Source organism: Microbulbifer sp. SAOS-129_SWC, from assembly GCF_039696035.1.
Classification (GTDB): domain Bacteria; phylum Pseudomonadota; class Gammaproteobacteria; order Pseudomonadales; family Cellvibrionaceae; genus Microbulbifer.
Genome location: NZ_CP155567.1, coordinates 1,594,697 through 1,614,920, shown reverse-complemented (window position 1 = coordinate 1,614,920; position 20,224 = coordinate 1,594,697). Strand labels below are relative to the sequence as shown.

Genomic DNA, 20,224 nt, shown 5'->3' with positions numbered 1-20,224 from the left:
CACCCTACGATTGTTTTTACCAGCTTACCGAAGGCGCGCCTCAAGCGCTATGTAGCAACGGGGCACAGTCGTACAGGTCTGCGGCCGCGAACAGCGCATCCTCAACCCCACGGAATGGCGTCTGCAATATGAACAGGCTGCCGGCGAAGCGCTCGCGATCGAGGGTCCATTGCGGTAGCTCGTCGCGTGCTGAAGTAACGAACAGTAAATCCATCTCTGGCCCACCAAAAGCGGCACAGGTGATCTGGCTCGCCGGCAGGGTTACTGCGCCGGCGCCACTACCGTCAGGTGCATAGCGCTCCACGCGCGCACCACGCCACTGTGCAGACCACAGATAGCCCTCGCTGTCAACGGTGGCGCCGTCCGGGTAGCGGTTCATCATGGTGCGGGCGAACAGCTGGCGCTGGCTGAGTTCTCCGGTCGCGCTGTCGAATTCGTAGCGATAGATTTCCCGGCGCGGGGAATCGGCAAAATAAAAAGTACTGCCCTGTGCATCCCAGCTGCAACCATTGGAAATCTGGAGCTCTCCGGCCAGTTGCGTCAAGCTGCCGTCGTGTTCCAGGCGGAACAGGCCGGCGTCTGCACGGGGCGAGCCATCCTCTACCATGGTGCCGGCCCAGAAGCGCCCCTGCCGATCGATACCGCCATCGTTAAAACGCATACCGCAGTCTTCCGCCAGCAGCGTTTTCTGCCACAGGACTTCTGCGCGGCGATAGTCATAGAGCGCAAAACCGCTGGCAAAGGCCGCGATAATACAGTCGCGCCTATCGGTAAAGGCGAACGCGCACAGCCGCTCCGGTGTTTCGAACACCTCCAGCTGGCAATCGGGCCAGCCCAGGCGATAGAGCCTGCACGCCTGGATATCGGTCCACCACACGCTCTGATCGCGAGCATTCCACTGCACCCCTTCACCGAGCGTGTTCCCCACTTCGATAACGTCGAGCAGTTCTACTTCAAGCATGGCTCAGTTCCCTTTTTCCACTTGCGGTGAGCAGGCGCTGCAGCGCGATAAACGCAAACAGTAACAGGCCAATCACAATTTTGGTCCACCAGCTGTTTAACGTACCGTCGAACGAGATATAGGTCTGGATTACACCCATAATCAGCACGCCGATTAAAGTGCCCAGTACATAGCCGGAACCACCGCTAAGCAGGGTGCCGCCAATCACTACCGCGGCGATCGCATCCAGCTCCGTGCCCACGGCGGCAAGTGAGTAGCCGGAAAAGGTATAAAATGAATACACGATACCGCCGAGCGCCGACAGGAATCCGCTAATGGCGTAAATGACGATGGTCGTGCGTGCTACCGGGACCCCCATCAAGCGGGCCGACTGCGCGTTGCCGCCCAGGGCATAGATATAACCACCGAGGCGACTGTAGTGCGCGACAAGTACGGCCGCTACCAGCACCACCAGCAGGATCAGCGTCGAGGAACCCAACCAGGCATTGCCCGGTAACTGCACACCGAAATCCGCCACCGCGTCGTAGAATGGATGATCGATGGGGATTGAATCTTCACTCAGGGTGGTCGCCAGGCCGCGGGCCAGGAACATACCGGCCAGGGTCACGATAAACGGCTGCAGCTTGTAGTAGTGAATCAGCGCGCCCATGGTCGCGCCGAACAGGGCACCGCCGATCAGTACAAGCGGAAACACCTCCAACGGGTGCATGCCATATCGGCCGATCAACAGGCCGCAGGCCACGCCGGTGAGTGCGATCACCGAGCCCACCGACAAGTCGATACCACCGGAAATAATCACAAACGTCATGCCGATGGCGGTAATGGCCAGGAAGGCGTTGTCGCTGAACAGGTTGGCCACCACGCGGGTACTACCGAAGTTGTCGAACTGCAGTGCGCCCACCAGAAACAGCAGCATAAACAGGCCACTGGTTACGTACAGGGAAGTAAATCTGGATTGCATTACGGGCTGACCTCCCCTCTGCGGTGCTTGGTCGCAGTGCTATTGCGCTTGAACAGTGCAAACAGATTCGCCATCTGCGCCTGGAAGCGCGGTGATTGCAGCAACAGCACAAAAATGACAACGAGCGCCTTGATCAGCAGGTTAAATTTTGGCGGCAGCCCGCTCATGATGATGGTCGTGCTCAGACACTGGATCACCAGCACACCTACCAGCGACAACACCAGTGAAAAGCGCCCGCCCATCAGTGAGGCACCACCGATCACTACGGCAAGGATGGCGTCCAGCTCCAGCCACAGGCCGGCGTTGTTGGCATCTGCGCCCTGGATATCCGCCGCGGCAATCATGCCCGCCAGTGCTGCGCACAGGCCGGCGATGCAGTACACCAGCATTTTGACTGCGCGCGCGTTGATGCCGAGATAATGACTGGCACCGGCGTTACAACCCACCGCTTCGATAAACAGCCCCAGCGCTGTCTTGCGCACCAGCAGCTGCACCACGGTAAACACGATCATCACCAGCACGATCGGAAACGGAATCGTGAGGAAATCACCGGTACCGATGAACGCAAAGCCGGGATGCTGGAAGGTCACGATCTGCCCCGCATTGATCAGCTGCGCAATACCGCGCCCCGCCACCATCAGGATCAGCGTGGCCACAATCGGCTGAATCCCCATCAGGCTCACCAGACTGCCGTTGACAGCGCCGGTCAGCAGACCGGCGCCGAGGCCGGCAACAACCAGGATAAAAATACTGTCAACGCCGCTGGTGATCAGGTTGGCGCAGACCGCGCCGGCGATGGCCATGGTTGCCCCCACCGACAGATCGATACCACCGGTGGCAATCACCAGTGTCATACCAATGGCCAGCAGTGCGACCGGTGCACTGCGATTCAGTACGTCAATCAGGCTGCCGTACAGACGCCCGTCGACAATTCCAATCTGAAAAAACTCCGGTGCCAGCACCAGGTTGATGGCCAGCAGCAGGAAGAGACCTGCCAGGGGCCAGAGATAGCGGCCACTGGGCACGGGCAATTTGCCGCGCCGGCCGGCAGGCGAAGAAACTGTCTGCTGCTCTATCGCAGCCGGTTGCAGGTTACTCACATCACGCCTCTTTTTTATTGAATCCCGCCTTGGTTGTGCCGGGGTCTTGTACCACCGAAGATCCCGCAGGGTTCGCGGTGCTCACCCTGCGGGGCAGGTAGCAGACCCGACTTATCCGGTGCGCGCGGCGCACCCCTCGGCTTCTGTATCAGGCCTGGGCGATGGCCTGCATGATTTTGTTTTCGGAAATATCCTCGCCCTCGATCTCCGCCACCTTACCGCGGTCACGCATAACCGCGACGCGGTCGGAAAAGGCCACCAACTCCTCCAGTTCCGAGGACGTCACCAGCAGCGACATCCCTTCTGAACAGAGTTTTTTGATCAGCTTGAGAATTTCCGCGTGTGCGCCGATATCTACGCCCCGGGTCGGTTCGTCGAGGACCAGCAGCTCCGGCTCGGTGGCCAGCCAGCGGGCCAGGATGACTTTCTGCTGGTTACCGCCGCTCAGCTGTTCGATCGGTTTATCGGCATCCGGGGTGGCAATCTGCAGCTCGGCGATAAACCTGTCCGCCAGTTGCTGCTGTTCCGCCCGGCTCATCGGTCGCCACCAACCGCGTCGTGCCTGTACCGCGAGGGCGATATTTTCACGGATCGACAGCGGGCCGATGATACCGCTGGTCTTGCGATCCTCCGGACACAGGGCCAGCCCCGCGGCAATGGCTTCCGCGGGCCGGCGGAAATGCCGATCGCGACGCTTGAAACGCAGCTTGCCGGCGGTCTTGCGGTCCACGCCGAACACCGCGCGGCACACCTCCGAGCGGCCCGAGCCCAGCAGCCCGGCCAGGCCCACAGCCTCGCCGCGCTTGACGTTCAGGCTGGTGGGCTGCAGCGAACCGCGCACTGCAACCTGGTCGAGTTCCAGCAGCGGTTCGCCCAGCTCGCGTTCGCGGCGCTGCGCGCTGCGGTGCGCCTGGGCCTGCAGTTCCTTGCCGAGCATATGGCCAACCAGCGCCGCGCGCGGCAGGCTCGCGGTTTCAAACTCGCCCACCAGCTGGCCGTTGCGCAACACGGTTATGCGGTCACTCACGGCGTACACCTGATCGAGAAAGTGGGTGATAAAAACGATGCCGATACCGCGCGCCTTCAGTTCGCGCAGCACACCGAACAGCTGCTCCACCTCGCCGGCATCGAGGCTGGCGGTGGGCTCGTCCAGCACCAGCACCCTGGCCGACATATCGACCCCACGGGCAATGGCAACCAGCTGCTGCACCGCCACTGAATAGCTCGACAGCGGCCGGGTCACATCGATATCCAGTGCGAAACGCTGCAAAACCTCGCGCGACTGGCGGTAAATGCGCTTCCAGTCAATCAGGCCGAATTTGCGCGGCTCGCGCCCCAGGTGAAGGTTCTGCGCCACACTGAGATTCGGTAGCAGGTTGACCTCCTGGTAAACCGTGCTGATACCGACCGACTGGGCGTGGGCGGTACTCTTCAGTTTTAGCGGTTCGCCCAGGTAGCGCATGGAACCGCCATCGCCTTCCAGCGCGCCGGTCATCACCTTGACGAGGGTAGACTTGCCGGCACCATTCTCGCCGAGCAGCGCATGGATTTCGCCGCTGCGCAGCTGGAAATCGACACCGTCCAGTGCCTTGACACCGGGGTAGCACTTTTCGACTTTGGTGAGACTTAACAACATCATGTTAACCCCCACACTCAAAGGGATGCGCGTTTCTGGTATTCCTCGGCCGCGGTCTGCTGGGTGTAGAGACCGCCGGTGGTGGTAATCCGCTTTTTGATATTGTGGTCGCCATTCAGGTAGCGCTGAATGACATCAAACGCCGGCGCGCCCAGGTGTGGATTCAGTTCCACGGTCGCGTTGGCCTCACCATCCGCCATGGCCTTGAAATAATCCGGCACTCCGTCCACGGAGACAACCAGGATATCCTTGCCCGGTTGCAGGCCGGCTTCCTTGATCGCCTGGATGCCACCGAGGGCCATTTCGTCGTTGTGGGACCAGAGCGCACAGATATTCTTGCCGCCGTCTTCGGCCTTGAGCATGGCCTCCATGACTTCCTTGCCCTTGGTCCGGGTGAATTCCCCGGTCTGGCTGCGCACGATTTTTGCGTTCGGGAATTTGTCGATGACGTCGTGAAAGCCTTTCATGCGGTCGATGGCGGCAGTGGCGCCGACGGTGCCCTGTAATTCCAGAATATTGCAGTTCCCCCCGGTCTTCTGCATCAGCCAGTCGGCCGCGCGGCGCCCCTCTTCGACAAAATCGGAAGCGATGCGGGTCACATACAGGGAGGGGTTTTTGACATCGACGTTGCGATCGAGGATCACCACCGGAATACGCGCGCGCTTGGCTTCGCGCAGTACCGGCTTCCAGCCGGTCTCCACCACCGGGGCGATCATAATCGCGTCGACACCCTGGGCGATAAAGCTGCGCACCGCCTTGATCTGGTTTTCCTGCTTCTGCTGGGCATCGGAGAACTTGAGATCGATACCGCGGCGCCTGGCTTCCGCCTTCACCGATTCACTGAAACTGGTGCGCCAGCCGCTTTCGGAACCCACCTGGGCAAAACCCACGGTGATGGCGGCGGCGGACTGTGCCAGGGTAAAAGTCAGTGCCAGGCCTGTGGCCAGTTTGCGGATGATTTTCATAGTGACCTCCTCATCGCAAGGGTCTGTTTATATTTATTGTTGCGGCCGTCACCGGAGTGCCAAGCAAAGCTGGAACCCAGAGCGGCCATGGCGATGCGCGCAATGCACACCACCGGGGTTATTCCGCGGAAAAACTGTAAATCGTTGTCTGTCGGTACTCGTCACCCGGTTGCAGGATTACCGACGGGAAATTTTTCTGGTTGGGCGCATCGGGGAAACCGTGCGTCTCCAGGCACAAGCCGGCATATTTCTGCATGGGTGAACCGCTTTCACGATTGCGGCTGCCATCGAGAAAATTACCGCTGTAAAACTGCACGCCGGCCTCGGAAGACGCAATTTTCACACTGCGTCCGGACGCCGGGTGCGTGAGTTCCGCAATCGGCTTCAGGCGCTTGTGCGCGGTTTCGTCTACCACCCAGAAATTGTCGTAACCACCGGGCCAGGCGTTGATATCGCGGCCAATTTTTTTGCGTTTGCGGAAATCCGCCGCGCTACCGGCGACATCCATCAGCCTGCCGGTGGGCACCAGTGCGGTGTCGAGTTCGAGCAGCTTTTCGCCGTGAATCACCAGTTCGTGATCGAGAATGCCGTCGCGCCCGGCCAGGTTCCAGTAACAGTGGTTGGTCAGGGCCACCGGCGTGGCACTGTCGGTGGTGGCCCGGTAATCGAGTGTCAGGGTGTCATCCTCGCCCAGACGATAGGTCAGCTCTACCGCCAGGTGGCCCGGATAACCACCCTCACCGTCGGCACTTTCGCAGCGGAATGTCACCGACTGGCCGGCGGCACCGGATTCACTCTGCACGATGACCCAACGCCTGGTGCTGAGCCCGGCGGGACCACCGTGCAGGTGGTTGTCGCCATCGTTGGCCGGCAACGGGAAATTGCGGCCATTCAGTTCAAAACGCGCAGCGCGGATTCGGTTGGCGACACGCCCCACGGTGACACCGAGGTAGTAGTCGTTATCGAGCCAGTGCTGCGGCTCCGCATAGGTCAGCAGGATATTGTCCAGGTGGCCATAGCGGTCTACCGTGTGCAGCGACAGCAAGCTGGCACCCAGGTCACACAGCCGCACGCGGGTGCCGCGGCTGTTGACCAGGGTCACCGTGTTCAGTGTCGCCGCGGCGCCGTCGATCGGCAGCGGCGCCGATTCGACGCCGCGGGGCAGGACCAGCTCAGAGGGCCGCACGGCTCTTCTCCCCGTTCACCAGACGCGGAATTTCCAGCGGATTACTGTCTTTCAGCGCGTCCGGCAGCAGGCTCTGCGGGTAGTTCTGGAAGCAGATCGGGCGTACGAAGCGCGCGATCGACATGGTGCCAACAGAGGTGAAGCGCGCATCGGTGGCTGCCGGGAAGGGGCCGCCGTGCATCATTGAATGGCAGACTTCCACACCGGTGGGGAAGCCGTTAACCACGATGCGACCGACGCGCTGGCGCAGCAGTTCCACCAGGTCACCGTAGCTGGCCAGTTCAGATTCGCTGCACTGCAAAGTGCCGGTGAGCTGGCCCTGCAGGGACTGGATGGCCTGCAGCAGTTCTGCGCGGTCGCGGCACTTCACCACCAGCGACATGGGGCCGAACACCTCTTCCTGCAGTTCGCGGTTGGCGAGGAAATCCTTCGCACAGACGGTCAGCAGGCCCGCCTGACAGGTGAAACCGCCATCTTCGCCCGCGGCTTCGCCGGCAGCCACCTGCTCGACACCCGCCTGGTCGCGCAGCTTGGCTACACCACTCTGGTAGCCCTGCCGGGTATTCTTATTCAGCATCACGCCGGCACCGACTTTGGCCAGTGCTTCGCCGGTGGCGGCGATAAACTGCTCGAGGCCGTCACCTTCCACGGCCAGTACCAGGCCCGGATTCACACAGAACTGTCCGGTGCCCAGGGTCAGGGAGCCGACAAAGCCGGCGGCGATGGATTCGGCGGAGTTTTTCAATGCTTCCGGCAGCAGCACTACCGGGTTGATGCTGCCCATTTCCGCGAACACCGGAATCGGTTCCGGGCGTTCGTTGGCCAGCTTGAACAGCGCGGTGCCGCCGGCGGTGGAACCGGTAAAGCCCACGGCTTTGATACCCGGCGCCTGCACCAGCGCCGCGCCGACAGTCTTGCCGGCTCCCATGATCAGCGAGAAGACGCCGCCGGGCAGGCCGCACTTCTGTACCGCTTTGTCGATCGCCTGGGCCACCAGCTCGCTGGTGCCCGGGTGCGAGTTGTGCCCCTTGACGATCACCGGGCAACCGGCGGCAAACGCCGCGGCGGTATCACCACCGGCAACGGAGAAGGCAAGCGGGAAATTGCTGGCACCGAATACGGCGACCGGGCCCAGTGCCTGGTTGAAGCTACGCAGATCGGGGCGCGGCAGCGGCTGGCGCTCCGGCATGGCGGTATCGATGCGCGCATCCAGGTATTCGCCGTCGACAATCCAGTCGGCGAACAGGCGCAGCTGGCCGCAGGTTCGGCCGCGCTCACCCTCGGCGCGGCCACGCGGATAACCGGTCTCGGCGGAAACGCGCTCCAGCAGTTCGTCGCCCAGCGCCATGATCTCGTCGGCGCAGGCATTGAGAAAATCGGCGCGCTGCTGCGGTGTCGTGTTGGCAAATGCGGTGAAACACTCGCTGGCGGCGCTGACCGCCTCGGCAACCTGGAATTCGTCGGCACAGGTAAACTGCGGCTCGAGGTCTTCGCCGGTGGCCGGGTTAACACCGTTAAAGGTACCGGAGCGGCCTTCGAGCCATTTTCCGGCGATCAGTTGCTTTCCACTAATCGGCATAATCGATTCTCCTTAAATTTTGACGGGCTTTAAGTGCAACGCTGTTCCCGCTGGAACCTGTTTGGCAGCTTGCTACATGATGCCGCGTCTTCATTGAAATTTGTTTAGATCCAACCGCCATCGACAATAAAGTTTTGCGCTGTGCACATGCGGCTGTCGTCGGAGGCAAGGAACAGCGTCATGGCCGCGATACTCTCCGGCATAAGACGGTCATTCAGGCACTGGCTGCGCTCTATCTCTGCCTGGGTGTCTTCGTTGACCCAGTGGGTCAGCTGCTTTTCAGTCATGACCCAGCCGGGCACCAGAGTATTAACGCGAATGCGGTCCGGGCCCATGTCGCGGGCCAGGCCACGGGTGAGCCCTTCGATGGCCGCCTTGGAGCTGGTGTAACCCGGCATTCCACCCTGAGCGGCGTGCCAGCTCATGGAGCCGAAGTTGATAATGGAACCGCCGCCGAGCTGTTGCATAAACGGGTAAACAGCCTGGGCAGCGAAGAACTGGTGGCGCATATTGACCGCGGTGTATCTGTCCCAGTCTTCCGGGGTGACGTCACGGAAATCGTGACGCAGGTCATTGGCCGCATTGTTGACCAGCACGGCAATCGGTCCGAGTTCCCGCGCGGCGTTGGCAATAGTCGCACGCAGGCTGTCGATATCGGTGAGATCACAGTGGTAGAAATTCACCTGCGCGCCGGTCTGCGGGTATTCATCACGCAGGCGCGCCACCAGCGCCTCGGATGGCTCGCGCTGGATATCCACGAAGGCGACACTGGCGCCCTGCTGGAAAAACGCCTCCACCAGACTGGCGCCGATACCGGAACCACCGCCGGACACAAATACGGTTTTGCCCTTCAGGCTGGGGTATTGGTTGGTCAGCTTCATCATTCGCTCTTATGTTCTTTATTACAGCTTTTTTCCGCAGGCACCGTGGGAACCCGCCTCGCCGGCAAAGGGCGTACCGCTCTGCAGCCTTTCGCCTGCGGTGCAGGCTGCTACAGAGCGGGCGGATTTCGCTCAGTGCGAGTGGCGCGGCACCTCGGCGCCACGGCAGCCCACGAGGAAATCGAAATCGCAGCCCTCGTCCGCCTGCAGTACCCGCTCGCGATACATCTCCAGATAGCCACCGGTGGAGGCGATCACGTGATTCTGCTTGAGTGACTCGAGACGCGCGGCCAGTTCCTCATCAGAAACTTCCAGCTGCAGCACGCCGTTCTCGGCATCCAGGTGAATCATATCGCCATCCTGCACCGCGGCCAGCGGGCCCAGTTCCATCGCTTCCGGGGCCACGTGCAGCACAACGGTACCGAAGGCGGTGCCACTCATGCGCGCATCGGAGATACGCACCATATCCTTGACGCCTTTCTTCAGCAGCTTTGGCGGCAGGCCCATATTGCCCACCTCGGCCATACCGGGGTAGCCCTTGGGACCGCAGTTTTTCAGCACCATCACGCAGGTTTCATCGATATCCAGATCCGGATCAACAACCCGCTTCTTATAGTGATCGAAGTCCTCGAAGACCACTGCGCGACCGCGGTGATTCATCAGTTCGGGGCTGGCTGCGGAGGGCTTCAGCACTGCACCCCGGGGCGCCAGGTTGCCCTTCAGGATACACATGCCACCGCTCTCCACCAGCGGATTGTCCAGGGGGCGAATAACATCCTCGTTGTAACAGGGCGCATCCTCGACGTTTTCCCAGATGCTCTTGCCGTTAACAGTGAGCGAATCGCGGTGCAATTTGCCGGATTCGCCCAGACGGCGCAGCACCGCCGGCAGGCCGCCGGCGTAGAAGAACTCCTCCATCAGATACTGACCGGACGGCTGCAGGTTCACCAGTGTCGGTACATCGCGCCCCTCGTTCCAGTCGTCCAGGCTCAGGTCGACACCGATACGGCCGGCGATGGCTTTCAGGTGAATCACCGCGTTGGTGGAACCGCCGATGGCGGCGTTGGTGCGGATGGCGTTGTGGAACGCATCCTTGGTCAGCACCTTGGACAGGGTCAGGTCTTCGTGCACCATATCCACGACACGCATGCCGGACATGTGCGCCAGCGTATAGCGACGCGAATCCACCGCAGGGATGGCCGCGTTGTGCGGCAGGCTGGTGCCGAGGGATTCGGCCATACAGGCCATGGTGGAGGCGGTACCCATGGTGTTGCAGGTACCGGCGGAGCGCGACATGCTGCCCTCCGCACTGAGGAATTCATGCAGGGAGATATTGCCGGCCTTGTACTCCTCGTGCATCTGCCACACCAGAGTGCCGGAGCCCACGTCTTTGCCCTTGTGCTTGCCGTTCAGCATCGGGCCGCCGGTCACCACGATGGTCGGCAGGTTACAGCTGGCGGCGCCCATCAGCAGCGCCGGGGTGGTCTTGTCGCAGCCGACCAGCAGCACCACACCATCGATCGGGTTACCCCGGATTGCCTCTTCCACATCCATGGACGCCAGGTTGCGGGTCAGCATGGCCGTGGGGCGCAGGTTGGATTCGCCGTTGGAGAATACCGGGAACTCCACCGGCACGCCGCCGGCCTCGCGAATGCCGTTCTTGACGTATTCGGCGATCTTGCGGAAGTGCGCGTTGCAAGGGGTCAGCTCAGACCAGGTATTGCAGATACCGATGACCGGCCTGCCTTCAAAGTGGTGATCGGGAATTCCCTGATTCTTCATCCAGCTGCGGTACATGAAGCCGTTTTTATCGCGCGTGCCAAACCAACTCGCCGACCGCAAAACTGTTTTCTTTCTATCATCACTGGCCATTACAGAACCCCAATTTATTCTCTTATAACTATTATTGTATGACTATTTAATTTGGCAGACAAGTCATAGCAATAGCAGACGCCGCGCTCGTGCCCTGCCCCGATTCCAGTCCCTCAGCGCTTGCAAATTGTTATACATCATATTGTATGATATAAACAATCACCAGCGTGAAATGACTCTCACTTTCAACGCTACAGCCCGCTCCCGGCGGCGCTCTTTCGAATAAAACGACTGACAGGCAATTAGAGAAGAAAAGCGATGAGACTGATCCAGTTCAAAACCGAAAGCGGCCAGCGCGCCGTGGCCGCGGTGATCGACCACCAGACCGTCGAACAGCTGTCCGAAGTCGACAGCGTCCTCCAGCTCGCCAACCGCGCACTGGATTCCGGCCAACCCCTGCAGGCACTGGCACAGTCGCTGCTATCGGACCAGCGTCACGACTACGAAAAAATCCTCCGCGAGGGGCGCATCCTGTCACCGATCGACCACCCGCAGCCGACCCAGCTGCTGGTGGCCGGCACCGGCCTCACCCACCTCGGCAGCGCCGATACCCGCGCCGCCATGCACGCGCAGAACAGCGCCAGCACCGAGGAAGAGCTGACCGACACAATGAAAATGTTCAAGATGGGTGTCGAGGGCGGCAAGCCGACCGACGGTACTGTCGGCGTGCAGCCGGAGTGGTTCTACAAGGGCGACGGCGACTCCGTGGTGGCGCCGGAAGCCGAGCTGCAAAGCCCGTCATTCGCCCTCGATGCCGGGGAAGAGCCCGAAATCGCTGGCATCTACCTGAATGACAAAGCTGGCCAACCGCACCGAATCGGTTTTGCGCTGGGCAACGAACTCTCCGACCATGTGACCGAACGGCAGAACTACCTCTACCTGGCGCACTCCAAGCTGCGCCCCTGCGCCGTGGGCCCCGAACTGCTGCTCGGTGAGCTGCCAAAACATATCGAGGGCACCTCGCGCATTGTGCGCGACGGCGAAACCCTGTGGGAGAAGGCCTTCCTGAGCGGCGAGGACAATATGTCCCACACGGTCGCCAACCTGGAGGCACACCATTTCAAATACGCGCCCTTCTGTCGCCCGGGTCAGGTGCACCTGCATTTTTTCGGCACCGCGACCCTGAGCTTCGGCGACGGCATCGCGCCGCAGGCCGGCGATCGCTTTGAAATAGAGGCGGACGTATTCGGGCGGCCGCTGCGTAACCCGCTGGCAATTGTCGAGCGCGACATTCCCACGGTGAAACCTCTTTGACTTCCGCACTCTCCCTGCGAAGTTAGGCGATCCCCTGGATCGCCTTTTTTATTGTCGCGTTGGCGCTCACGCTTTCCCCTGCCATCACCAGCCGCCACTTCGGGCACGGCTGCGAACCGGCAAAAAAAAGGGCGATCCGTGGATCGCCCTTTCTGTATCTCGGTCTCAGCCAACCGTCAAACTGCAACATCCACGCCGGATTCGCCGAGCGTATCCAGTGCGCGGTGCACCGACTTGGACAGCAGCGATTTCATCTCGAAACGGGCGCGATCTGCATCGCGGTCGCGAATGCCGTGGTACACCGCCTTGTGACCCGGCAGCGAGGCGACAAAGCCGGACTCTTCAGCACTGCTGATCCGGAACAGCCCCATCAGCGCTGTCTTGATCGACTGCCCCAGCGACATCATGAACTCGTTATTGGTAGCTCGCAGTATCGCCATGTGGAAGTCGATATCGGTCAGGATCACATCTTCAGTGCCCACCTGCGCCTCCTCCATTGCGAGGTAGGCCTTCTCGATATCGGCGATCTGCTCCGGGGTCGCGCGCTTGGCCGCAAGCGCGGCGGAGTTGGGCTCGATAATTTCACGCACCTCGAACAGCGAGCGCAGAAACTCCGGCGACGGAGTGGATTCAAAGCTCCACTTCAGCACATCCGAATCGAACATATTCCAGCAGTCTTTCGGACGCACGCGCGTACCCAACTTGGGGCGTGACTCGATCAGCCCCTTGGCGGTCAGAATTTTGAACGCTTCGCGCAGTGCGGTGCGGGAGACGTTCAGCTCCCCGCCGATGGTCGCTTCGTTGGGGATATACTCCCCCGGCGCATAAAATCCACTGACGATCCGTGTACCCAGCTCGTACGCCACCCAGGCGTGCACGCTGCGCGGTCTATTCTCCCTGACTTGCTTTGCCATATTCAATGCCTTGAAAAAATCGGCCGCCGCTTGACGGAACCTCGGGACCGGGAATATCGGGCGGAGTGAAGCCACTCCGCAAAGAACCATTCTACATTTAGGTCCGCACCATTGGTACAGGCTAGCAACCTGCATGGTGGGATTAGCCCGCTAACGACGGAATGGGTACCGCTCCCGGTACCCCATCGACGGCCGGAGCCGAGCCCTGCATGCCAGACTTGCGCAACTGAACGCCCCGGCATTCCCCCAATGCAAGCGCGACGAAATCCGGCCAGCGGGTCAACAATATTCTGTGCGATTTTTCAGCGGAAATGCTCTTATATCCAGCAGTCCAGCGTGTAATCGTGTCGCGCTTTTGACATTAATACTACAATAATATATATATCGCAAACGCTCGATGATAATAAGCGGCGCGCTCACGGGCAGCCGCTCCCCTGCGATAGATGACGGGAATAGATAACAATGCAGTCCAGCAAGCTTTCCATCTTTGAAAAGGTCGGCTTCGGTGCCGGCGATATGGCCGTCAATGTGGTCATTTCGTCGATGATGCTGATCATCTCCTTCTTTTATACCGATATTTACGGCCTCAGACCCCAGGACATGGCGCTGCTGTTTCTGCTGGTGCGGTTTATCGACGCGGTCACCGATCCGCTGATGGGTACCATCACCGACCGCTACACCACCCGCTGGGGCCGCTACCGCCCCTACTTCCTGTTTCTGGCCGTACCGTTCGGCGTGTCGGTGTTCCTGACCTTCAGCACCCCGGATTTCGACTACAACGGCAAGCTGGTATGGGCCTACGCCACCTATATCCTGGTGACGCTGATGTTCACCGCGGTGACCATCCCGTATATCTCGATCATCGGCGTTCTCACTGACGATCCCAAGGAGCGCCTCTCCGCCAATGGCTACCGCCTGTTCTTTGCCAAGATCGCGGCCTTTCTGGTGACCATCGTGGTGCCGATCCTGGCCGCGACCTGGGGCGAGGACAAGCTGGCCACCGGTTACCAGATGGCCATGGGCCTGATGGCCCTGCTGGCCACGGCACTGTTTATCTTCTGCTTCTTCGCCACCGAGGAGCGCGTTCAGTACGAGCCGGACCGCACGCCGCTACTAGCCCAGGCACGCAACCTGCTGCAGAACGACCAGTGGCTGATCCTGACCGGTGTGTGTCTGGTGGGTACCATCGGCTACGTCGTGCGCGGTTCCGTGGCCGCCTATTACGCCAAGTACTACCTGGGCGGCGACGCACAGACCGTCTCCGCATTCCTCGCCACCGGTGTGGTGGCCGCGATCCTGGCAATGGTGGCCTCCACCTGGATCACCAAGCGCTACTGCAAGATCAAGCTGTTCAGTAACAGCCAGATACTCGTCGGCGCGCTGAGTGTGGTGCTGTACTTTGCCGTGAGTCCCGGCGACCGATGGCTGGCCTTCGCGCTCTATTTCCTGCTCTCTTTTGTCGTCGACCTGCATGCACCGGTATTCTGGTCAGCCATCGCCGAGGCCGTGGACTACGGCGAGGCCAAGACCGGCAGGCGCGCCTCGGGCCTGGCATTCGGCGGTATCTCGTTTTTCCAGAAGGCCGGCATGGGCATCGCCGGCGCGATGGTGGGCTGGCTGTTGGCATTCTTCGACTATGTACCGAACCAGCCGCAAAGTGACTTTTCCCTGATGGGGATCGCCCTCATGTTGAGCGTCATCCCCGGCTTCTTCCACTTCCTGATGGGTATGTTGATGCGCTCCTACGTAATCACCAACGATTACTACGAGGGCCTCAAGCGCGGCGAAATTGTGCCGGCCGGCGCATCGACCGACGGCGCCGCAGCCGCCGAGCTGAACGCGCCAGCGCCCTGATTCCCGAACCTCTAGCGGGCGCCGAAGCCGGCGCCCGGATGCCGAAGTCAATGTTGGAGTTACCCGTGTCCGAGTCTTGTCCCCTGATTCAACCGCTGATCGAACAGCGCGCCGATCCCTATATCTATCGCCACAGCGACAACCACTACTACTTTATTGCCTCGGTGCCGGAATACGATCGGCTCGAATTGCGCCGTGCCACCACCCTCGCCGGACTGGCAACCGCCGAGCAGGTCACCGTCTGGCGCAAGCCGGATAGCGGCCCCTACTCCGATCTGATCTGGGCCCCGGAAATTCACTATATCGACGGCACCTGGGCCATCTACTTCGCCGCGGCTCCGTCGCGGGAAATCGAGGACGATCTGTTCCAGCACCGCATGTACGCGCTGACCACCAGCGCCGCCAACCCGCTGGAAGGCGAATGGACCCTGAGCCATGTGGATTCCGGTATTGATACCTTCTGCCTGGATGCCACCTGTTTCGAGCACCGCGGTCAGCACTATTACCTGTGGGCGCAGAAGGGCCCGGATATTCCCGGCAATTCCAACCTGTATATCGCCCCGCTGACCTCTCCCACCACCATTGGTGGCGAACCGGTATGCCTGACGGTACCGGAATACGATTGGGAGACCATCGGTTTTGCCGTCAACGAGGGACCGGCAGTGATCAAGCGCCACGGACGAATTTTTATCAGCTACTCCGCCAGCGCGACCAACCACAATTACTGCATGGGCCTGCTCTACGCCGACGAGCATGCCGATCTGCTCGATCCACACAGCTGGACCAAGTCGCCCGAGCCGGTATTCCAGAGCTGCTACCAGCGCGGTATCTACGGCCCCGGCCACAACAGCTTTACGGTGTCCGAGGACGGCCAACAGGATATCCTGGTCTTCCACGCCCGTACTTATACCGAGATCGATGGCGATCCGCTGTGGGACCCGAATCGTCATACCTATATCAAGGCATTTGGCTGGTCTGACGATGGCATGCCGGTATTCGGCAGCCCCGCAGAGCCTTAACCAAAGCGGCGCTGCCGTTGCGCCAAACATGAACGGGTTCGGTGCTTAAACAAAACACGGCGGGCGGGTATGCGCCCGCCTGCCCCGAATCCCTATTCCCGCCAAGACGACACCAATAAAAAAGGCGCCGAAGCGCCTTTTCCTACCGAATGGCAGAAAATATCAGAACTTGTAACCGATGCCCAGGTTGTAAATCCATGGGTCGACGTCCAGGTCAGTCCTGATCGAGTTGACGTAATTGTTTTCGACCGGATAGTGGATATCCATGGTGGTCTCGACGTCCAGGTACTGCACCGCCGCATTCACCAGCCAGTTGCTGTCGCGTCCAAACAGGATGTCGACACCGACCTGGCCGGCCCAGCCCCATCTATTGTCCACATAAACGCGGCCGGGATAATCGACCCCCAGACCGTCGTCGACAATGGAAAGGTAGTCATTGGCATTTCCGCGCAGGGTCAGGCTATCGAAATCGGTGTAGTTGGCACCGATACCGACATAAGGCTGCACCCAGGACTCAGTGCACACCGGGAACCAGTTAAACATCAACGTACCCGAACTGCTTTTCAGGGTTCCGAGTCTCAGTCTGTTGGTATCAAACTGGTCTACGTAGAACGAGTCCAGGTTGCGCAGATCCATATCCAGGTCGGACTGGCCGGTGTAGGTGAACTCCACACCGAAATGGTCCGCCGGCATAAACATCGCAGAGAAGTTCCAGGTGGTGTCGCTGTCGAGTTCAACACGCGAGCCATCGTAAAAGGGGAACAAATCTGGATAGCGGAGGTTGCTGGAACTGTCATCCGGATCAACCTCTGATGCACCGATACGCACCACCGCTGTCCCGGCCTTATACAGCCCTGCAGGCGGCGGCGCCGGCACATAACCGGACGGACCTGCCATCGCAGTGGAAGCGGCAGCTGCGGAAACAGCTAGCGCAAGGGGTGTCAGAATGCGCGTCATTTTCATTGGTAAAACTCCATTGATATTCGGCAAATTGAACAGCAATTAACCCAATCACTTTCAGTCTAGACACGAGAAAAAATGACTGTAGAAAAAACACCCAAAAAAAGACCACAGCATTGGAACTTTTACGTAAAGTTGGCGTAATGCCCTTTTTTGTGGCGCGCAAATTATCTGAATTCCAAATTTTGATTTCGGCGGTGCTCCAACAAGGGGGCTTCCAACCGATAAATACGGCGCCATATGGCGCCATAGTTTTCACTGCTGACAATCCGGGGCGAGGATTCATGCGTCAGCGGCAAACCGTTTAATGCAGGCGCCCCACGCAGCAGGTTGCACCACTTATTGCGCCCCACCGTCGCCTCAGAAGCGCAATATCCTCCCGGAGGCAAACAAAAAAAGGGCGCCTCGGCGCCCTTGTCGAGAAATACCCGATCGAATCAGAACGAGAACTTGTAACCAACACCAATATTGAAGGTCCACGGGTTGTAGTTGTAGTCACCGGAGTAGGACTCAAAGGTTCCGGCGGTATCCGGATTGGTGCCGTCGTCGTAGACGGAGAATTGCATGTCGGTCTCGGAGTCGACGTAGACTGCCGACAGGTTTACCAGCCAGGCACTATCGTGGCCGAAATTAAAGTCCACACCGGCCTGCCAGGTGTAGCCCCAGCTGTAGCCCATGTTCAATTTGCTCCGCAGCCCCACGTCGCGCAGGTCGGAGCGGCGTATCGCGGTGAAACTCTCATCGCTGAAATCCGTGTAATTGATACCGAGTCCAATGTATGGCTGCACCATGCAATCGGGGCGCATCGGATACCACTTCACGTTGGCGGCGCTCATTTCACTCTGGAACTCGCCCAGGTCGCGGAACCTGCCATCGTTGGTGTTGAACCGGTCGTAAACATCAACGAAGGAGAAATAGCCGTCCGCATTGCCACCGGTATGGTCGTCACCATTGACATAGCTCAGCTCCAGGCCCCAGTGATCCAGCGGTCTCCACTCACCGCTCAGATACCAGCCCCACTCGCCGTCCGGATCCATCCGCGCGCGGAAGGCATCGCCGAACACGAAGGTGTCATCCACAAAGGAGATCTGGTCCGAGCGGGGGGTGATATACGATGCGCCGACCCGAAAGATCATCGAGTTCTGCTTCATCGGGGGGGGTGCCGGTACATAACCGGAACCACCGGCAGAGGCACCAGCGGAAACAACAGCCGCCAACGGCGCCAATACAGGAATAAGTACACGCGACATCTTCATTGGTTAACTCCATTAACTTCCAGCAGATCAAACTGCGATCAACCCAATCAATGGAAAGTCTAAGCATACGATGACAATGCTGTAGAAAAAATAACCAAAAAATAATGCCAAAAAAGGGCTAATGGGCTAATTCGGCGGAGTAATATTTATTTTGGCGCGCCGCTATTCCGTCGCCGGGCAATGAATTAGAAGGGAAAAGTGATCGCCGCGGGCGACGCGAATCGAAAATAGCCACCCGAGCTCGGACAACTCGGGCGGACAGGAGAGTCGGCGGGCTGCCCGGTAGTACCCGCCGTGTTACTTGCTGCCACCCAGGCACTGTGGGCTTTCCGGTGCCTCACCCTGCCACTCTTCCGGGCTGTAGGCATGCAACGCCAGCGCATGCACCGGCCCGGCCATTTCCTCCGCCAGCACGCCGTAGACTTTCTGGTGGCGCTGCACCTTGCGCAGTGCGGCAAAGGCCTCGGTCACCAGCACCACACGGAAATGCATCTCGGCACCGGCCGGCACATTGTGCAGGTGGCTCTCGCACTGCACGTCGACATAGGCCGGGGAAAAAGCGTCAGTCAATTTCTGTTGGATCTGTTCCGCCAGACTCATTCGTTACCTCGATACTTGCGTTGATAGGACACTTGCGCGGCGTCAGGCACTGGCCGCGGCGCGGCGTTTGCGCGCCGCGACGATGGTATCGTAGGCCACGGTGACCGATTTCATCTGGTCTTCCGCGTGGCGCATAAACTCCTCCGGCAACCCCTTGGCGACAATCTTGTCGGGATGGAATTCTGCTGCCTTGCGCCGGTAGGCCAACTTCAGGTCGCGGTCGCTGGCCTCGGGATCGCAGTCCAGCACCGCGTAGTGCTGCTCCAGGCTGACGGCGGTGTCGGCGCCGCGCTGGCCGAACTCGCCCTGCATGGCCGCGAAGATAGATTCGTGCAGCCCCAGATAAGCGGGGATACGACGCAGGATTTCCTCTTCACTGGCATGCATCTGGCCGTCGGCATAGGCCACCGCGAACAGCACACGGTAGACCATTTCGCGCATGGCCTGGTTGCGCACCAGCTGGCGGTACTGCTCGGCGTAGTCGTAGATCGTGTATGAATCGGTCTTGGCGTTCTGGAAAATCTTGATCGCCTGTTTGCGATCCTCGGCACTGAGGCGCAGGTTGACCCGCATAAAGTCTTCGACAAACTGCACTTCCGCCTTGGACACCTGACCGTCGGCCTTGGCCATTTTTGCCAACATCGAGAACAGCGTGACGATGAATACCGTCTGCGCGCCGTCGCGGTTCAGTCCGCCGGCGGCGCTCGACGCGCGCTGCAGGCCAGTCGTGAAGGAACTGCCGATCCAAGCCCCCAGTGCCGCTCCGATGGGACCACCAAACACCAGGCCGATTCCGGCCCCGATCGCCCCGCCAAGCCAGGACATACGCTCTCCTCCGGGCACATTGCCGCACCCATTCGATGATTAAAAACACGCCTATGATACCACGCCCGCTGCCACCACAGTGGCCCCTGCGGACCACACAGTCACCTGTCGGGCACTGCGCCTGCGTAGCCATATTCTTCCCCTTGACCGGGGAACGCCATACACCCTTGCGGTGGACAAACGCTCTACTGCGGTCAGCCGTGGTCGCCAGCGATGCGCTGCGCGGAATACCGCTCCCAATCAGGCAACATCCCCGCACCCGGAGTTCCCGCTGCGCGCCGGCAATCGCGATGTCAGGGCACTGGTCTGGCATACAGGCGCGTCCGCGCGGGTTCCATGCCGTCACCACCACCTGTGCCATACTTTTTTCACCGCGCGTCCAATCCGGCTCTTCGCAGTCG

17 protein-coding genes are annotated in these 20,224 nt (G+C 60.1%); 3 read left to right on the top strand and 14 right to left on the bottom strand.

Features of this window, described 5'->3' with window-relative positions:
* Positions 1–40: 40 nt before the first annotated feature.
* From ABDK11_RS06830 to ABDK11_RS06790, 9 genes are all read right to left on the bottom strand, one after another.
* Complete coding sequence (locus ABDK11_RS06830; RefSeq protein WP_346839549.1) at positions 41–961, bottom strand: SMP-30/gluconolactonase/LRE family protein; 921 nt, start codon at positions 959–961, stop codon at positions 41–43.
* The gene (gene yjfF, locus ABDK11_RS06825; RefSeq protein WP_346839548.1) at positions 954–1,922 is read right to left on the bottom strand and encodes a galactofuranose ABC transporter, permease protein YjfF; all 969 of its coding nucleotides are present in this window, start codon (positions 1,920–1,922) and stop codon (positions 954–956) included. Before yjfF ends, ABDK11_RS06830 begins: the two co-directional genes overlap by 8 nt.
* Entirely contained in the window at positions 1,922–3,022 is a 1,101-nt protein-coding gene (locus ABDK11_RS06820; protein ID WP_346839547.1) for an ABC transporter permease, read from the bottom strand. Before ABDK11_RS06820 ends, yjfF begins: the two co-directional genes overlap by 1 nt.
* A gap of 148 nt (positions 3,023–3,170) precedes the next feature.
* On the bottom strand, positions 3,171–4,661 hold the full coding sequence (locus tag ABDK11_RS06815) for a sugar ABC transporter ATP-binding protein (protein ID WP_346839546.1): 1,491 nt from the start codon (positions 4,659–4,661) through the stop codon (positions 3,171–3,173).
* Positions 4,662–4,675: 14 nt separating this feature from the next.
* Positions 4,676–5,623: an ABC transporter substrate-binding protein gene (locus ABDK11_RS06810; RefSeq protein WP_346839545.1), complete on the bottom strand. Its 948-nt coding sequence runs from the start codon at positions 5,621–5,623 to the stop codon at positions 4,676–4,678.
* Positions 5,624–5,741: 118 nt separating this feature from the next.
* On the bottom strand, positions 5,742–6,809 hold the full coding sequence (locus tag ABDK11_RS06805) for an aldose epimerase family protein (protein WP_346839544.1): 1,068 nt from the start codon (positions 6,807–6,809) through the stop codon (positions 5,742–5,744).
* Complete coding sequence (locus ABDK11_RS06800) at positions 6,796–8,388, bottom strand: aldehyde dehydrogenase (NADP(+)) (RefSeq protein WP_346839543.1); 1,593 nt, start codon at positions 8,386–8,388, stop codon at positions 6,796–6,798. The genes ABDK11_RS06805 and ABDK11_RS06800 overlap by 14 nt, the downstream gene beginning before the upstream one ends.
* Before the next feature lie 104 nt (positions 8,389–8,492).
* Entirely contained in the window at positions 8,493–9,269 is a 777-nt protein-coding gene (locus ABDK11_RS06795) for an SDR family oxidoreductase (RefSeq protein WP_346839542.1), read from the bottom strand.
* Positions 9,270–9,401: 132 nt separating this feature from the next.
* Positions 9,402–11,141, bottom strand: coding sequence for an IlvD/Edd family dehydratase (locus ABDK11_RS06790; RefSeq protein ID WP_346839541.1), 1,740 nt, complete (start codon positions 11,139–11,141; stop codon positions 9,402–9,404).
* Between the two features lie 258 nt (positions 11,142–11,399).
* On the opposite strand from ABDK11_RS06790, the gene araD1 reads away from it, so the two are divergent.
* Positions 11,400–12,395 (top strand): AraD1 family protein, encoded by a 996-nt coding sequence (gene araD1, locus ABDK11_RS06785; RefSeq protein WP_346839540.1) that lies wholly within the window; start codon positions 11,400–11,402, stop codon positions 12,393–12,395.
* A 176-nt stretch (positions 12,396–12,571) separates the two neighbouring features.
* On the opposite strand, the gene ABDK11_RS06780 is transcribed toward araD1, so the two are convergent.
* The gene (locus tag ABDK11_RS06780) at positions 12,572–13,309 is read right to left on the bottom strand and encodes a FadR/GntR family transcriptional regulator (protein WP_346839539.1); all 738 of its coding nucleotides are present in this window, start codon (positions 13,307–13,309) and stop codon (positions 12,572–12,574) included.
* 462 nt (positions 13,310–13,771) lie between these two features.
* Between ABDK11_RS06780 and ABDK11_RS06775 the strand changes: the two genes are divergently transcribed.
* Complete coding sequence (locus ABDK11_RS06775; protein WP_346839538.1) at positions 13,772–15,163, top strand: MFS transporter; 1,392 nt, start codon at positions 13,772–13,774, stop codon at positions 15,161–15,163.
* 65 nt (positions 15,164–15,228) lie between these two features.
* On the top strand, positions 15,229–16,182 hold the full coding sequence (locus ABDK11_RS06770) for a glycoside hydrolase family 43 protein (RefSeq protein ID WP_346839537.1): 954 nt from the start codon (positions 15,229–15,231) through the stop codon (positions 16,180–16,182).
* Positions 16,183–16,344: 162 nt separating this feature from the next.
* On the opposite strand, the gene ABDK11_RS06765 is transcribed toward ABDK11_RS06770, so the two are convergent.
* The 4 genes from ABDK11_RS06765 to djlA form a co-directional block, all read right to left on the bottom strand.
* The gene (locus ABDK11_RS06765) at positions 16,345–17,145 is read right to left on the bottom strand and encodes an OmpW family outer membrane protein (RefSeq protein WP_346839536.1); all 801 of its coding nucleotides are present in this window, start codon (positions 17,143–17,145) and stop codon (positions 16,345–16,347) included.
* 434 nt (positions 17,146–17,579) lie between these two features.
* On the bottom strand, positions 17,580–18,293 hold the full coding sequence (locus ABDK11_RS06760; protein WP_346839535.1) for an OmpW family outer membrane protein: 714 nt from the start codon (positions 18,291–18,293) through the stop codon (positions 17,580–17,582).
* 402 nt (positions 18,294–18,695) lie between these two features.
* Positions 18,696–18,998 (bottom strand): BolA/IbaG family iron-sulfur metabolism protein, encoded by a 303-nt coding sequence (locus ABDK11_RS06755; protein WP_346839534.1) that lies wholly within the window; start codon positions 18,996–18,998, stop codon positions 18,696–18,698.
* Positions 18,999–19,040: 42 nt separating this feature from the next.
* Positions 19,041–19,823 (bottom strand): co-chaperone DjlA, encoded by a 783-nt coding sequence (djlA, locus tag ABDK11_RS06750; RefSeq protein WP_346839533.1) that lies wholly within the window; start codon positions 19,821–19,823, stop codon positions 19,041–19,043.
* Positions 19,824–20,224 lie beyond the last annotated feature (401 nt).

What these genes read in the sequence shown, in the direction of transcription:
- ABDK11_RS06775 (WP_346839538.1), top strand. Translation starts at nt 13,772, where the DNA reads ATGCAGTCCAGCAAGCTTTCCATCTTTGAAAAGGTCGGCTTCGGTGCC.
- ABDK11_RS06810 (WP_346839545.1), bottom strand. Translation starts at nt 5,623, where the DNA reads ATGAAAATCATCCGCAAACTGGCCACAGGCCTGGCACTGACTTTTACC.
- ABDK11_RS06790 (WP_346839541.1), bottom strand. Translation starts at nt 11,141, where the DNA reads ATGGCCAGTGATGATAGAAAGAAAACAGTTTTGCGGTCGGCGAGTTGG.
- ABDK11_RS06780 (WP_346839539.1), bottom strand. Translation starts at nt 13,309, where the DNA reads ATGGCAAAGCAAGTCAGGGAGAATAGACCGCGCAGCGTGCACGCCTGG.
- ABDK11_RS06755 (WP_346839534.1), bottom strand. Translation starts at nt 18,998, where the DNA reads ATGAGTCTGGCGGAACAGATCCAACAGAAATTGACTGACGCTTTTTCC.
- ABDK11_RS06760 (WP_346839535.1), bottom strand. Translation starts at nt 18,293, where the DNA reads ATGAAGCAGAACTCGATGATCTTTCGGGTCGGCGCATCGTATATCACC.
- ABDK11_RS06815 (WP_346839546.1), bottom strand. Translation starts at nt 4,661, where the DNA reads ATGATGTTGTTAAGTCTCACCAAAGTCGAAAAGTGCTACCCCGGTGTC.
- ABDK11_RS06765 (WP_346839536.1), bottom strand. Translation starts at nt 17,145, where the DNA reads ATGAAAATGACGCGCATTCTGACACCCCTTGCGCTAGCTGTTTCCGCA.
- ABDK11_RS06795 (WP_346839542.1), bottom strand. Translation starts at nt 9,269, where the DNA reads ATGAAGCTGACCAACCAATACCCCAGCCTGAAGGGCAAAACCGTATTT.
- djlA (WP_346839533.1), bottom strand. Translation starts at nt 19,823, where the DNA reads ATGTCCTGGCTTGGCGGGGCGATCGGGGCCGGAATCGGCCTGGTGTTT.
- ABDK11_RS06830 (WP_346839549.1), bottom strand. Translation starts at nt 961, where the DNA reads ATGCTTGAAGTAGAACTGCTCGACGTTATCGAAGTGGGGAACACGCTC.
- araD1 (WP_346839540.1), top strand. Translation starts at nt 11,400, where the DNA reads ATGAGACTGATCCAGTTCAAAACCGAAAGCGGCCAGCGCGCCGTGGCC.
- ABDK11_RS06800 (WP_346839543.1), bottom strand. Translation starts at nt 8,388, where the DNA reads ATGCCGATTAGTGGAAAGCAACTGATCGCCGGAAAATGGCTCGAAGGC.
- yjfF (WP_346839548.1), bottom strand. Translation starts at nt 1,922, where the DNA reads ATGCAATCCAGATTTACTTCCCTGTACGTAACCAGTGGCCTGTTTATG.